Source organism: Mycobacterium terramassiliense, assembly GCF_900157385.1.
Lineage (GTDB): Bacteria > Actinomycetota > Actinomycetes > Mycobacteriales > Mycobacteriaceae > Mycobacterium > Mycobacterium terramassiliense.
Genome location: NZ_LT717701.1, coordinates 283,398 through 296,504, shown reverse-complemented (window position 1 = coordinate 296,504; position 13,107 = coordinate 283,398). Strand labels below are relative to the sequence as shown.

Here is a 13,107-nt window from a genome sequence, read left to right as displayed (position 1 = left end):
AATTAACGGTTCCGGTATTGGGCGAGGACGCTCACCGTCTGGTTGACCCACGCCTCGAAGTAACGGTCCTCATCGATGTTGCCGGGCAATCGCCCGGTCAGGGCCTGCAGGGTCGCGGCATAGGACAACGATCCGATCGCCGCGGCGGCGGTCGCCTCGGGATCGGGGATGCGCGTGCGGCCGGAGTTATTGGACGCGACCAGCTCGTCGGCGAAGCGCTGATACGCATTGTCCGTGATGACCTGCCACGTCTTCTCGTCGAGATCCCCCAGCTCGGCGGGCTCGCGCAGCATGACCCTGAGCAGTTCCTCGCTCTGTTTCAGGTTGTCCCAGATCAGCCGGCCGGCCGTGCGCACCGCCTGCTCGACGCTGCCCGGCGCCCCGGCGTCGTACTGCTCCCGCGCCGCCACGATGCTGTCGATCCGGTGCGCCACCGCGGCCTCCAGCAGCTCACGCTTGGAGCCGAAGTGCTTGTACAGTGCGCCGGAGCCGGGCGCCAGCCCGGACGCCCGCTGGATGTCGGCCACCGACGTCGCCGCGTACCCCTTGGCGGCGAACAGGCTCATCGCGGCGGCCAGCAGCCGATCACGTCCCGACGTCTGCATGGTGAGAGAGTACTCACTCACCCCGTGCTCACGAAAGCCCGTGTAGCGCACCTCACAGCGCGGCGCGCGCCGCGGCAAAGATTTGCGTTCGGTATGCAGGCGGCTTGTCAGGTTGCCCGCGGCCGGGGAGCCCACATACCTTCGAACGCGGGAGCCTGGCGTTCCCGGCCGAGCGACAACGGCTGTCGTGCTTGTAATGATCTGTGCTCCAAGCGATTGCGTGAACCACACCACCGCGGTGCGGAGCGGATGGCGAAACGGCCCCCCTAAGACCTAGCGAGGAAGCGAACGATGCGCCACGTCAATGAACCCGGCAATCGAGGTGCTCACTCGCCACGAAACGACCACCTGCGCTCCATCATTCGATACGACCTGCCCGCGTCCCTGGTGGTCTTCCTGGTCGCCCTGCCGCTGTCGCTGGGCGACGGTCATCTCGGTGGTCTTCCCGTTCGACGTGCCACGCATCGAACTGGACGGATCGGTGCTGGACGCGCTGCGCTTGCCCGCGCTGCCCCACGGCGACTGGACCGCCTTCGTGATCGCCGTCATCACCGTGACGCTCATCACCAGCGTGCAAAGCCTGCTGACGGCGGTTTCCGTCGACCGGATGCATCACGGGGCGCGCACTGACTTCGACCGCGAGCTGATCGGGCAGGGCGCCGCCAACATCGCCTCGGGCGCGATCGGCGGCCTGCCTATCGCCGGCGTCATAGTCCGCAGCGCGGCAAATGTCAACGCAGGAGCCAAGTCCCGCGCCTCGTCGATCATGCACGGCGTGTGGATCTTGCTGTTCACCCTTCCCTTTGCCGAATTGGTCGAACAGGTCCCCACTGCCGCCCTCGCGGGGCTGCTGATCGTCATCGGGGTGGAGCTGCTCGAGCCCGCCCACATCGAAACCGCGATGCGCAGCGGGGATCTCATCGTCTACGTCGTCACCGTCGCGGCGGTGGTGTTCCTGAACCTCTTGCAGGGCGTCATGATCGGGCTGGTGCTGGCCATCGCGCTGACGGGGTGGCGGGTGCTGCGGGCCAAGGTGGAGGCGCGCCCCGTGGCTGGCGGGTGGCGCGTCGACGTCGGGGGCGCCTGCACCTTTCTCGCGCTACCCCGCCTGACCCGCGTGCTGGCATCGGTACCGGAAGGTGCCACCGTCACGGTCGATATCGCGGTCGACTACCTTGACCACGCTGCGTACCAAGCGATGACCGATTGGCACCGACTGCATCTGGCCCGGGGCGGCGCAATCCGGTTCCAGGGCACCATCGAGCGGGGCCGGCTCGCCCACCGCCCCGTCGAAGACCTCTTCGAACCCGAGAATTCCGCGCCGCAGCCGTCGAACGCCGAGCGGCGCGGCCAGCTGACGTTGGTGGAGGCGGCGCCGCCGGCCACCAAATGAGCTGATCGTCACGGCGTCGCTCGCCGCGACAGGGGCGCACGCCCGTGTGCCAACCCGGGCGGCAAGCGCCGCGCCTATATCCTGAGGTCGATGTCCAACCCCGGGGCGAACACGCACGGCGCGATGCCACAGGAAATCGCTGCCGGGTGCCGGCTCACCGACGGCGCCGGTCGGATGCGTCGGCGGCCGCCACGGGTGGGGTGAGCGATGACCTCCGGTGCCCCTCTGTTCGGCCAAGTTCGCCTGCCCATGCGCGTGCTGTCGCTGCGCACCATCGTGATCGTCGCCGCGCTGTCGGTGATCACTCTCGTCGTCCTGTTGGGGGCATGGGTATGGATCGGCGTCACCAACGATCAGTACAGCCAGCTCGATCGCCGACTGGATTCCGTGAGCAGTTTGGGTGACATCAACACGTTGATCAACAGTGGGCAGCTCACCGCCCCCGATCATCCGCTCCCGGACGGCAACCTGGTGCGCACCGCCCGCATCGGGGACGTGACGGTGTCCGTTCCCGGCAACATCGTGCTGCCCCAACTTCCCAACGGGTACGCCAACACCACCATCAACGGGGTGCAGTACCGGGTGCGCACCTTCACCGCCGGACCCGCCTCGATCGCGCTCGCCGCGCCGTTGGCCGAGGCCCAGCATCGAATCAACGAGTTGCACCTGCGGGTGTTGCTCATCTGCGGCAGCGTCATCGGCGGCACGGTGCTGGTCGGCTGGGTGATCTCCTTGATCATGGTCAATCCGTTCCTGATGCTGGCGCAGCAGGCCCGTGCCATCAGCGCTCAGTCGAGTCCCGACGAGGTGCAGGTCCGTGGCGTCCGCGAGGCCGTGGAGATCGCCGAAGCGGTCGAGGGCATGCTGGCCCGCATCGGCAACGAACAGGAGCGCACCAAGGCCGCGCTCGAGTCGGCCCGCGACTTCGCCGCCGTCGCCTCACACGAGCTGCGCACCCCGCTGACCGCCATGCGTACCAACCTGGAAGTGTTGTCCACCTTGGAATTACCCGCCGAGCAGCGCCACGAGGTGATCGGTGACGTCATCCGCACCCAGAGCCGGATCGAGGCCACGCTGACGGCGCTCGAGCGGCTGGCTCAGGGGGAGCTGACCACCGTCGATGACTTTGTCCCCTTCGACATCACCGAGCTGCTGGATCGCGCCGCACACGACGCGCTTCGCATCTACCCCGGTGTGCACGTGTCGCTGGTGCCCTCGCCCACGGTGCTGATGGTGGGGCTGCCCACCGGCCTGCGGCTGGTGATCGACAACGCCATCGCGAATGCCGTCAAACACGGCGGGGCCACCGAAATCCAGCTCAACGTCAGCAGTTCCGGCGAGGGCGTGCAGATCGCGGTCGACGACAACGGCACCGGCGTTCCCGAAGACGAACGCACCGCGGTCTTCGCGCGCTTCTCCCGCGGGTCGACCGCGTCACGGGCGGGCTCCGGGCTGGGGCTGGCGCTCGTCGCCCAGCAGGCCGAATTGCACGGCGGCTCGGCCTCACTGCACGCCAGTCCGCTGGGCGGCACGCGTTTGCTGCTCAAGCTGGCCGGCGACGGCCGCGGTCCGGCCTGACGCCCCGGTATCAGGTGCCTTGACATGTATCAGTCCGGTTGATATCAATGGGCGAATGTCCGATGCCAAACCGCCGGCCTGGCTGAAGCCGATCAACAAGGCCGTCGTGGTCGTGCAAAAGCTGGGAATCACCACGGGGCCGGTGCGGGTGCTCACGGTGCCGGGCCGCAAATCGGGACGGCCGCGCAGCACGCCGGCGACTCCGTTCACGCTGGGTGGCGCCGTCTACGTCGTCGGCGGCCATCCCCGCGCGGATTGGGTGCTCAACGCGCGCGCGGCCGGCGCGGGAACGGTCACGCGGGGCCGCGCGTCCCAGCGCGTCGCCTTCGTCGAGCTCTCGGCCGAGCAGGCGCGCCCGGTGCTGCGGGCGTTCCCCGCGAAGGTTCCCCGGGGCGTCGGCTTCTTCAAGCGTTCGGGGTTGGTGCAGCGGGGAACGGCCGACGAGTTCGAGGCCCTCGCGGGTCGGTGCGCGGTGTTCAGGCTCGACGCCGCGCCGGTGAGCAACGCGCAATCCGGCGACAAACCGCTGTAGGGGCGCCGCGACGGCGGAAGTCCGCCGCTCGCTTATTCACATCGGGGTGGCCTGCTGGGCCAGGTTCAGCAGGACGTAGGCGACGCAAAAGAGAAAGTTCAGGACGACCAGAACCAGGCCGGCGAACATCAGCGACCGCGTGCCCTGGCGCTTCAGGCGCTTGACGCGCGCGCCGCGCGCCTCGCGGTTCAGCTGCATCGCGATCAGGGCGAAGTTGACGTCCGTGACCTCGTCGTCCGCGACGGGCGCGCCCGCGACCATCTGCCGCAGCCGCTCGGGAGCGGTGTGCACGCCGACGCGCTCGAAGTGGTGACACAGCCGTCGCGCCCGCCGCCGGCCGAGTGCTTGACATCGCATCTGTACCTGATGCAAGAGCTGCCGCCGTTCGTAGCCCCAGGCGTCGGACGGACTCGTCACAAGCCGGGATTCTAATTCGCTTAGGCCCGTTTTCGGGAGGTCTGCGCCAATTACTTCCAGACCTTTTCACCGCCGCTCATCCGCTCGGCGTCGGGCAGGTCGAGGTAGCGCTCGAGGTTGCGGTGCATGTTGATCACCCGCCGTTCCTCGCTGGAGAGCACCAGGTGCGTGAAGCCGGGCTGGTGCAGCCCGCGCTGCAGGCCGGCAAGCAGGCGGATGTCCTGGGTGAGCACCAGCCCGGGTTCGGCCTCGCCGGCGGTCGAGCGGACATCCGCCGGTTTGGTGCGCGGCGCGCCCGGGGCCATCCGGGTCATCAGGAACATGACCAGCTCGCCGCGATCGGGGTCCGGGCCGGGGCGCGAGCACATGACCGTCAGGTGGTCGGCGTTGGCCAGCAGCGTCATGTTGGGGAACACGTTGTACTGGTGCAGCCGGGTGATCCGGTCGGTGTCGGCCCAGTCGAGGTCCACCCCGCGGCTGGCCGCAAAGGCCCGCGTCCGGGCCGCGATCACGTCGGCAACCGTCTCGCCCGGCCGGCGGTCGTCGGCGGGGAACGGCGTGCCCTCCGCGACGCCCATCAGCGCACCCTGCGTGTAGACGTAGGCGTCCCAGACCTCCTCATCGCTCAGCGCGCCCTCAAAGCGCGGGCTCTGCACCCCGTAGGGCTGGTCGGACTTGCCGGTGTGCCCCCAGATCTGTTGTGGCGCATGGATGTCGTCGACACAGCGCAGCAGCTCGGGATGCAGCGTCTGGATGTGGTAGGTCTCGCTGTAGCCGTCGGCGATCGTCTTCCAGTTGGCGTCGACGTCGATGGTGAGCGTCGCGTAGCAGCGGAAGTCGCTCAAGTGGCACCAGGCGATGTCGTCGGGCACCGCCTCCAAGTACTCGGCCAACGGCATCGCGCCGACGTCGAGGTTGACGAAGACCAGCCCCTCCCAGGTGTCGACCCGGGCCGCAACCAGCGGAAAGTCGGACATCCGCAGCGAGCCGAAGCCCTTGCGGTTGGGCACCCGCTTGAGCGTGCCCGCCAGGTCCCACGTCCAGCCGTGGTAGCCGCACTTGAGTTCGCGCAGACCCGAGCCCGAGCCCGCGCACAGGGTGTTGCCGCGATGGCGACAGGCGTTCTGGAACGCGCGGAGTTCCCCGTCGTCGCCGCGCACGATCAGCACCCCGTACGGGCCGCAGCGGTACTCGAAATAGTCGCCCGGCTCGGCGACGTGCTCGACCATGCAGGCGAGCTGCCACACCTTCGGCCACATCCGCTCGATCTCGAGCGCCGCGAACTCCGGAGAGTAGTAGCGCTGCGCCGGCACCAGGGTCGGGCACTCCGGCGGGGTGCCGATCGCGTCCTGGTCCCGGGCGCGGGCCGGATTGCCGGTGGGCGCGTTCACCCGGAGGCCTAACGCGCCCCGCGCACCAACCGGCCCGGGCGTGCCCCGGTGTCGACGTCGTTGCGCCGGGTCACGGTCCCGCTGACGATGGTGGCCGCGTAGCCGCTGGCTCCCTGCAGGATCCGGTTTCCGCCGGCGGGCAAGTCGAACGCCATCGCCGCGGGATGCAGCGTCAGGGCGTCCATGTCGATGACGTTGATGTCGGCCTTCTTGCCCGGCTCGATCGTGCCGCGGTCGGTCAGACCGAACAGGTGCGCCGTGTCGCGGGATTGCTTACGGATCACGTACTCCAGCGCGAGCTTGTCGCCCCGGTGGCGGTCGCGCGCCCAGTGCGTCAGCAGGAAGGTGGGATAGGAGGCGTCGCAGATCATCCCGCAGTGGGCGCCGCCGTCGGACAGCCCGAGCACGCCGGCGGGGTGCAACAGCATCTCGCGGATCGCGTCGTGGTTGCCCTCGGCGTAGTTGAACAGCGGCAGCATCAGCATCGCGGTCGCGTCCCGCTCCAGCATCAGGTCGTACAGCGTCGACAGCGGGTCCTCGCCGCGCGCCTTCGCGATGGCCGCGACGGTGCGGTCGGGCGTGGGCTCGTAGTCGGGCGGATCGCCGAGCGCGAAGAGCCGGCCCAGCGAGTGCTGCACCAGGGCGAACATGCCGTCGAACAACAGCGTCGGGTCGGCGGGCAGGTCGTCCTCGGCCAGGATGGCGGCCTTCACCGCGGGGTCGGCCAGGCGCTGGGCGAGCTCGTCGCGGCCGTATTCGGCCTTGAGCCGGCGGTAGGTGGGCCGGTGGCTGAAACCGTGATGGCCCTGGAATCCGATCATCATGCCGAACGGACGCGCGGCGACCTGCGGGTACAGCCGGGCGCCCGCCGCGTGCGCGTCCGCCGACAGGTCCAGCATCTCGCGCCACAGGTTCGGGTCGGCGTCCACCTGGATGAGGGCGAACGACACCGGCCGGTCGATCTCACCGCTCAGCCGGCGCATCCAGTCCAGTTCCTTCTTCGGTGCGACGATGTCCTCGCCCGCGGATCCCTGTGGGGCGAGCTCGAACACGGCCTGGCCGCCGGCGGCCATGGCCCGCCCGAGGCCGAACAGTTCGTCCTCGGCCGCGTAAGTGCCGGGAACCGGTTCGCCGTCCATCGCGCGGTGGCCCATCGTGCGCGATGTCGAAAAGCCGAGAGCGCCGGCTTCGATCGCCTCCCGGACCAGCCGGCCCATCGCCTCGATGTCGTCAGGTGTCGCGGGCTCGTTCCGTGCACCCCGCTCGCCCATCGCGTAGGCGCGAATCGCGCCGTGGGCGACCTGGCTGCCCACGTCGATCGCGAACTTGTGCTTGCCGATCGCGTCGAGGTACTCGGGATAGGTCTCCCAGCCCCATTCGATGCCCTCGGTCAGCGCAGTGCCGGGGATGTCTTCCACACCCTCCATCAACTCGATCAGCCACTGCTCGGTGCCCGGCCGCACCGGCGCAAAACCGACGCCGCAGTTGCCGGTCACGATCGTCGTGACGCCGTGGCCGCTGGACGGCTCGAGCAGCCCGTCCCAGCTCACCTGACCGTCGTAGTGGGTGTGGATGTCGACGAACCCCGGGGCCACCACATGCCCTGTCGCATCGATTGTTTCGGCCGCTTCGCCGGCCATCGCGGGGTCGTCGGCGCCGCGGCGGACGACGTCGACGATCACGCCGTCCTTGATGCCGATGTCGGCCCGGTAGCGCTCCGCGCCCGTGCCGTCGGCGACTGTGCCGCCGGTGATCTTCAGGTCGAACATGAGGGCCTCTCCTTGTCGCCATGCGTTGTCGACGTCAGACACGCGGCATTACGCTACGCGGCGTAGCGTAACTACTGACGATATTCCTCCGGATAGATCGAGTCAATGAATCGTCGGAACTTCGCGGCCGACCGCCCCGAGCGCGCGATCGCCCCGCCGCGCTAGAGAGAACTCTGCAGCGCCGCAACGGTTTCCAGGTCGTCGAGCGCCGCCACGCCGCGCCGCAGACCCTCCATTGCGATGCCTTCGACCTGCATTCCGCCCATCCCCGCGGTGATGAGCGGAGCGACGTATCCGTACAGCGCGCTCTGGCGGTACCGGAGCCACAGGTCATCGCGGTCCAGGTCGGGGCCGCCGGCGGCCGCGAGCGCGCGCCGGTAGTCGTCGAGCAGGTCGCGTTGCGTCGCCCGCCGGTCTTCCGGCGTCAAGCTGGTGATCAGCGTGTACGCCAGTTCGCGTGAGGGGTGTCCCCGCCGCACCGCCTGCCAGTCCAAAAGGCCCGCCTTGCCCCCGTGGAAGTACATGTTGCCGGGGTGGGCGTCGCCGTGCATGACCGTGTGCGGGGGGGTGTCGATCAGCGCGGCGACGGCGCGATAGTTGTCGGCGATGAAGCGCCCGTTGTCGACGGGGAACGGGCTGCGCTCGGCGAGGCGCTTCATCGACGCGTGCATCAGCGACCCGGTCAGCATCGACGTGACGTCTCCGGACGGGGTGTAGAGCCAGCCGAGCGGGCCGCGACCGTCGCGCGGCAGCCGGTCCCAGAAGGCGGCGTGCAGGTCGGCCAGCAACTCCACGATGAGGCCGGCCTGGTCGGGGGAGATCGGGTGCAGGGTGTCGGGAAACTCGCAGGACTCGGTGGGCAGGTCTTCCAGCACCAGCAGGTACCGGCCCGTCCAGCTGTCGAACGCGGCGCCGTAGGCATACGGCAGGCCGGTGAGCTGCGGCGCGAGTTGGTTGTAGAAGCGCACCTCGGTCTGCCCCAGCCGGCCGAGTTCGCCCATCAACCGGGTGGCGGCGGTCTTGGCGGCGACCTTGACGAACACCGATTCGGGCACGTCTTTTCCGGTCAGCACCAGCCGGGCCCGCGACGACGTCCCCGCGTCTCGGTCCAGCACGCGGACCGACCTGACGGTGGTCCCCAGGACCTTCGACAGGACCCCCGCGTCGACGTCCTCGACGGTGCGCGGCAACCCCAGTCGCCCGCCCACCACGGCGTCGGTGGTCACGCGGCGGACGCCATGGCCCAGGTGAGCGGCCAAGCCGGCGATGGACAAAGCTTGTCCCGCAAGGTTTTTCATATGTAACCGTCCTGGTTCGGTATGCCCGTCACCGGCGGGAGCGGGCCGCAATCGCCACAGCGCCCGGTCAGACAAAACTAGCCGAATGTCTGGACTTCAGACAATACCAGATTATTGTCTGATTTGTGGAACCAGCGCCCGCACCACGAATTGCTCGACGAACTGGCGTTTGTCGGCCGCCGGGCGGCGCCGCCAGGAGGGCGCCAGCAGGAACAACGTCGTGGTGTGCAACCACTGGACGATCGACCGGGGGTCGAGATCGTCGTACAGACGCCCCGCCGCCTTCCACCGGTTCAGCAACGGCTCGTAGTGCCGCAGCAGCAGCTCCACGATGGGTTCCGAGCCCTTCTCGAGGGCACTGGCCACCGCGGTGCTCTCCGCGGCGAACAGCGCCTCGTTCAGCGGGTTGCCGTCCACCGACTCGACCCGCGCCAGGACCATCTCGGGAACCGAGCGCGCCGGGTCGTCGGGCGCGGGCAGCGATCCCACCAGATCACCGAGCGCCTTGTCCACCCGCATCAGCATCAGGCCCAGCAGCACGTCGTCGCGGGCGGGGAAGTAGCGGTACACCGTCGACCGCGACACCCCGGCCTCGTCGGCAACCTCACCCATCCGGAACTGGGTGTTGCCGCGGCGGACGATGCAGCGGCCCGCGGCGTCCAGGATCAGTCTGCGGGCCTCCTCGTCGTCATGGATCGCGCGGTCGTCACCCCACCACCGGCTCGGCTCCATGGCGCCGATGCTACGGGATGCGTTGTGCTACTTCGGTATCTGATGCGTCCCGCCGCCGCGGTCCGACCGCGCGCCGTCGAATCATGTTGCGGCGCAGGAGCTCAGCACGACAGAGAGGGCAATGATGGGGTACTCCGCCGCCGACGAGTCGTTCACCCACCAGCTTCCGACGACCTTCGACCAGGTGCACGATCCCGACCCGACCTGGTCGGATCGGTGCTACTTCTTCGCCGCCTCGCCAGACGGCACGATGTTGCTGGCGAGCGGCTACGGCAACAACCCGAACACCGCCGGCGGGCTGGGCTACGTCAAGGTCAGCCTGGCCGACGGCCGGCACTGGGACCTGTTGGCCGGCCGGCCGGTGACCGGCGGCGGCCGCGCGGACCTCAGTGCCGGGCCGATGCGCTGGACCTGCGTCGAGCCGCTGAAGAAGTGGCGGCTCGACGTCGAACCGAACAACTCGGGAATCGAGTGGGAAATGTACTACCAGCCCACCGCCCCGATGTGGGAGCTGCTGCCCATGAAGGTGCGCGCGAAGGACGGCCGGACGCTGGCCGACATGTATCACATGAAGGAGCCCGGGCGATGGAGCGGCTGGGTGAAGATCGACGGCGAGCGGATCAGCGTCGACGGGTTCCACGGTGGCCGCGACCGCACCTTCGGGGTGCGCGTCTCGGACCAGATCGACTTCTGGCTCTGGCTCGACGCCGGGTTCGATGACTACGCCATCGAGGCCTGGGTCATCGAATCATCGGATGGCACAATCAATTACGTGGATGGTGGGGTCACCCACGCGGACGGTACGCTGTCGAAACGATTCGTCAAGATCGAACACGACGTTGAGTTCGACGGCGACCGCAAGCGCCCGGCCCGCGCGTCGCTGCTGTTCACCGACGAGGACGGCAAGGCCTACCGCGTCTTCGCCGACGCCCCGCACCAGCACGTCAACGCCTACTACGGGCTGCCGATGGCGCACTGCGACTACGAAGACCTGGGCGGCGGCGGCTACTTCATCCATTTCCGCTGGGACAGTGCCGATTACGGACAGCTCGGCGAGACCGAAGGCAAGTCGATGGCGCTCGATCAGCTGATGCGCTTCGAGCAGGACGGCGACACCGGTTGGGGCATCTTCGAATTGCTGGTTGGCGGTCAGGGCTACCGTCGTTACCCCAACTGGGCGGCGATGGACATGTCGGCGTTCACCCAGGACAAGACGCCGGTAGAACGCCTGCCGGCAGACGGCGAAGGGGTGCGTCAATGATGCTGGACGGCAACGCGACTCAGCGCCTGGTGGCATGGCTGCGCGCGCAGTTGCCCGATGCCGAGGACGTGCGCGTCGAAGGCCTGGACCGGGTGAACTTCGGGCATTCGGCCGAAATGATGACACTGAGCATCGTCAGTCGGCGCGGCGATCGGGATCACCACCAAGACGCGGTACTGCGGCTGCGGCCCACACCGCCGGCGTTGCTCGAGCCCTACGACCTGGTGCGCCAGTTCACCATCCTGCGTGCGCTGGCGAACACCGCGGTGCGTGTTCCCCGGGCGCTGTGGCTCGAGGAAACCGGCGAGGTGCTCGGGAGACCCTTCTTCGTGATGGAGCGGGCCGCCGGCCAGGTCTACGAGATGGAGCCGCCGACCGACGTCGCCGACTCGGTGGTGGTGCGGATGTGCCAGAGCCTGGTCGAACAACTCGCGGCCATCCACACCGTCGACCTCGCACGCACCGGGCTCGAGGCGCTCGACAGCGGCGGCGACCACTTGGAGCGCGAACTCGACCACTGGGCGGCGGAGCTGGACCGGGTCAAGCGCGCCCGGCTGCCCGCCCTCGAACGGCTGCGGCAGGAGCTGCGGGCCGGCAAGCCGGAGCCGTGCCCGCACGTCACCCTGGTGCACGGCGACGCCAAACCCGGCAACTTCGCGTTCGCCGGCGGCGAGGTCAGCGCGGTCTTCGACTGGGAGATGACGACGGTGGGTGATCCGCTGACCGACATCGGCTGGCTCGAGATGCTGTGGATGCAGCCCGTCGGCCTCAGCACCCACCCCGCGGCGCCCCGCATCGACGCCCTGCTCGCCCATTACCAGTCGGCCAGCGGGATCGCGATCCAGAACCGCCCGTGGTACCGCGCGTTCAATGCCTACAAGATGGCCGTCATCTGCCTCATCGGCGCGATGCTGATCGACGACGGCCACAGCGACGACCAAAAGCTGGTGCTCGCCGCCTACGGCACCTCGCTCATGACGAAAGCGGGCCTCACCGAGCTGGGCGTCGAGCAACCCGTCGAGGACGGTCCCGTCCTGCCGCGCGACGAGCGCATCCAGCAGGTCCTCGCACCGGCGACCTGAACTCGTTGGCTCAGGCGTTGGACCGCTGGGCCCGTCGTGACACATCGGTCCAGACCAAGGTGACGTGCGTACCTCGGGGCGTCCGGTCAATGGTCACCCGATCGGCGAGCGCCCGCATCAGCGGAATGCCGCGCGCCCGGACCTGCGGCCCGCGCGGCACGGTGGCCGGCTCGGCCAGCTTCTCGCGCCATCGGCCGCGGTCATTGACGGTGACGGCGAGCGTGTCAGCAGCGTCGTCGTAGGCTGCGCTGAGGTCCATGGTCCCGTGCCGCGGCGCGTCGACGTACGCGAATTCGGCGGCGTTGGCCAGCGCTTCGTTCACCGCAAGGAGCAGGTCGCTGCTGCGTTCGGCGCCGAGGCTGAAGTGCCTGTCGAGCCACATCCCGAACTCGGCCCGGGCCTGGGCGGCGCTTCGCGCATCGGCGGCCACCCGCCTCCGTACGAAGCGGGATCGGTCATCGATGTCGGACCCCTCATCCGGGCCGTGTTTGGAGCGTCCCATCGCCCTGCTGCATCCTCACTCGGTCAGGGTTTACCCCTCGGCGATGCGGCTCAGCGCGCTGTCGAGCGTGCTGTAGAGCGCCAAGACATTGTCCAAGCCCATCAGCTTGATCGGCCTGCTGGTGGCCGGCCCGTTCGCGACGACAGCGAATCGCGTGGGCGGCGCGACCTCGGCCTGCGCCGTGACCAGGACGGTCATCCCCGCCGAGGCCAAAAAATCCACTTTGGTCAGGTCGATGACCAGCGCCGGTGGCGTCTCGGCCAGCGCGGCGCGTACCGCCTCGGCGAGCTGCGGGGCGCTGAGCATGTCCACTTCACCCGAGACGGTGAGCACAACCGCGTCGTCCACCTGGTGTTTTCCAACGTCGAAGGTCGTCGGATCGACTGAATTGCCGGATTGTTCGATCATGCTTCGTCACTCACATTCGCTCCGTGCGGGACACCGAGAAATCACACAGCCTTTGCCAAGTCTGGGCTGTCGACTCAACCCGCGTAACACGCCTTATCGGGGGAGCAACACTCCATTTCTTCTGCGCCGCTAGGCGGAG

Annotated in this window: 12 protein-coding genes and 1 pseudogene; 5 read left to right on the top strand and 8 right to left on the bottom strand. The window is 68.6% G+C overall.

Features of this window, described 5'->3' with window-relative positions; genetic code table 11:
• Positions 1–2: 2 nt before the first annotated feature.
• Positions 3–605: a TetR/AcrR family transcriptional regulator gene (locus tag MTAB308_RS16025; protein WP_077104419.1), complete on the bottom strand. Its 603-nt coding sequence runs from the start codon at positions 603–605 to the stop codon at positions 3–5.
• 424 nt (positions 606–1,029) lie between these two features.
• Here MTAB308_RS16025 and MTAB308_RS16020 point away from each other — a divergent pair.
• The 3 genes and pseudogenes from MTAB308_RS16020 to MTAB308_RS16010 all read left to right on the top strand — a co-directional run.
• Positions 1,030–1,998: pseudogene (locus tag MTAB308_RS16020) on the top strand (SulP family inorganic anion transporter); the annotation flags it as partial.
• A gap of 249 nt (positions 1,999–2,247) precedes the next feature.
• Positions 2,248–3,576: a sensor histidine kinase gene (locus tag MTAB308_RS16015; RefSeq protein WP_077100444.1), complete on the top strand. Its 1,329-nt coding sequence runs from the start codon at positions 2,248–2,250 to the stop codon at positions 3,574–3,576.
• Positions 3,577–3,631: 55 nt separating this feature from the next.
• Complete coding sequence (locus MTAB308_RS16010) at positions 3,632–4,108, top strand: nitroreductase family deazaflavin-dependent oxidoreductase (protein WP_077100443.1); 477 nt, start codon at positions 3,632–3,634, stop codon at positions 4,106–4,108.
• Between the two features lie 36 nt (positions 4,109–4,144).
• Here MTAB308_RS16010 and MTAB308_RS16005 read toward each other — a convergent pair whose 3' ends face one another.
• The 5 genes from MTAB308_RS16005 to MTAB308_RS15985 all read right to left on the bottom strand — a co-directional run bounded on the left by MTAB308_RS16005 (position 4,145) and on the right by MTAB308_RS15985 (position 9,715).
• Entirely contained in the window at positions 4,145–4,525 is a 381-nt protein-coding gene (locus tag MTAB308_RS16005; RefSeq protein ID WP_245831429.1) for a hypothetical protein, read from the bottom strand.
• Between the two features lie 50 nt (positions 4,526–4,575).
• The gene (locus MTAB308_RS16000; RefSeq protein WP_077100442.1) at positions 4,576–5,916 is read right to left on the bottom strand and encodes an aromatic ring-hydroxylating oxygenase subunit alpha; all 1,341 of its coding nucleotides are present in this window, start codon (positions 5,914–5,916) and stop codon (positions 4,576–4,578) included.
• An 8-nt stretch (positions 5,917–5,924) separates the two neighbouring features.
• Positions 5,925–7,685 carry an N-acyl-D-amino-acid deacylase family protein gene (locus MTAB308_RS15995; protein ID WP_077100441.1) on the bottom strand — a complete coding sequence of 587 codons (1,761 nt, stop codon included), beginning with the start codon at positions 7,683–7,685 and terminating at the stop codon, positions 5,925–5,927.
• A gap of 161 nt (positions 7,686–7,846) precedes the next feature.
• A complete protein-coding gene (locus MTAB308_RS15990) occupies positions 7,847–8,983 on the bottom strand; it encodes a phosphotransferase (RefSeq protein WP_077100440.1) in 1,137 nt (378 codons plus the stop codon).
• Between the two features lie 111 nt (positions 8,984–9,094).
• Positions 9,095–9,715, bottom strand: a complete 621-nt coding sequence (locus MTAB308_RS15985) for a TetR/AcrR family transcriptional regulator (RefSeq protein ID WP_077100439.1) — start codon at positions 9,713–9,715, stop codon at positions 9,095–9,097.
• Between the two features lie 124 nt (positions 9,716–9,839).
• On the opposite strand from MTAB308_RS15985, the gene MTAB308_RS15980 reads away from it, so the two are divergent.
• Positions 9,840–10,976: an Rv3169 family protein gene (locus MTAB308_RS15980; RefSeq protein WP_173842244.1), complete on the top strand. Its 1,137-nt coding sequence runs from the start codon at positions 9,840–9,842 to the stop codon at positions 10,974–10,976.
• Positions 10,973–12,058 carry a phosphotransferase family protein gene (locus MTAB308_RS15975; RefSeq protein WP_077100437.1) on the top strand — a complete coding sequence of 362 codons (1,086 nt, stop codon included), beginning with the start codon at positions 10,973–10,975 and terminating at the stop codon, positions 12,056–12,058. Before MTAB308_RS15980 ends, MTAB308_RS15975 begins: the two co-directional genes overlap by 4 nt.
• A 10-nt stretch (positions 12,059–12,068) precedes the next feature.
• Here MTAB308_RS15975 and MTAB308_RS15970 read toward each other — a convergent pair whose 3' ends face one another.
• Positions 12,069–12,560 (bottom strand): ATP-binding protein, encoded by a 492-nt coding sequence (locus MTAB308_RS15970; RefSeq protein WP_077100436.1) that lies wholly within the window; start codon positions 12,558–12,560, stop codon positions 12,069–12,071.
• Positions 12,561–12,590: 30 nt separating this feature from the next.
• A complete protein-coding gene (locus MTAB308_RS15965) occupies positions 12,591–12,968 on the bottom strand; it encodes an STAS domain-containing protein (protein WP_077100435.1) in 378 nt (125 codons plus the stop codon).
• Positions 12,969–13,107: the final 139 nt, after the last annotated feature.

Excerpts from the sequence above, each read along its gene's own strand:
- MTAB308_RS15965 (WP_077100435.1), bottom strand. The coding sequence starts at position 12,968 with ATGATCGAACAATCCGGCAATTCAGTCGATCCGACGACCTTCGACGTT.
- MTAB308_RS15990 (WP_077100440.1), bottom strand. The coding sequence starts at position 8,983 with ATGAAAAACCTTGCGGGACAAGCTTTGTCCATCGCCGGCTTGGCCGCT.
- MTAB308_RS15975 (WP_077100437.1), top strand. The coding sequence starts at position 10,973 with ATGATGCTGGACGGCAACGCGACTCAGCGCCTGGTGGCATGGCTGCGC.
- MTAB308_RS15995 (WP_077100441.1), bottom strand. The coding sequence starts at position 7,685 with ATGTTCGACCTGAAGATCACCGGCGGCACAGTCGCCGACGGCACGGGC.
- MTAB308_RS16010 (WP_077100443.1), top strand. The coding sequence starts at position 3,632 with ATGTCCGATGCCAAACCGCCGGCCTGGCTGAAGCCGATCAACAAGGCC.
- MTAB308_RS15970 (WP_077100436.1), bottom strand. The coding sequence starts at position 12,560 with ATGGGACGCTCCAAACACGGCCCGGATGAGGGGTCCGACATCGATGAC.
- MTAB308_RS15985 (WP_077100439.1), bottom strand. The coding sequence starts at position 9,715 with ATGGAGCCGAGCCGGTGGTGGGGTGACGACCGCGCGATCCATGACGAC.
- MTAB308_RS16025 (WP_077104419.1), bottom strand. The coding sequence starts at position 605 with ATGCAGACGTCGGGACGTGATCGGCTGCTGGCCGCCGCGATGAGCCTG.
- MTAB308_RS16015 (WP_077100444.1), top strand. The coding sequence starts at position 2,248 with ATGCGCGTGCTGTCGCTGCGCACCATCGTGATCGTCGCCGCGCTGTCG.
- MTAB308_RS15980 (WP_173842244.1), top strand. The coding sequence starts at position 9,840 with ATGGGGTACTCCGCCGCCGACGAGTCGTTCACCCACCAGCTTCCGACG.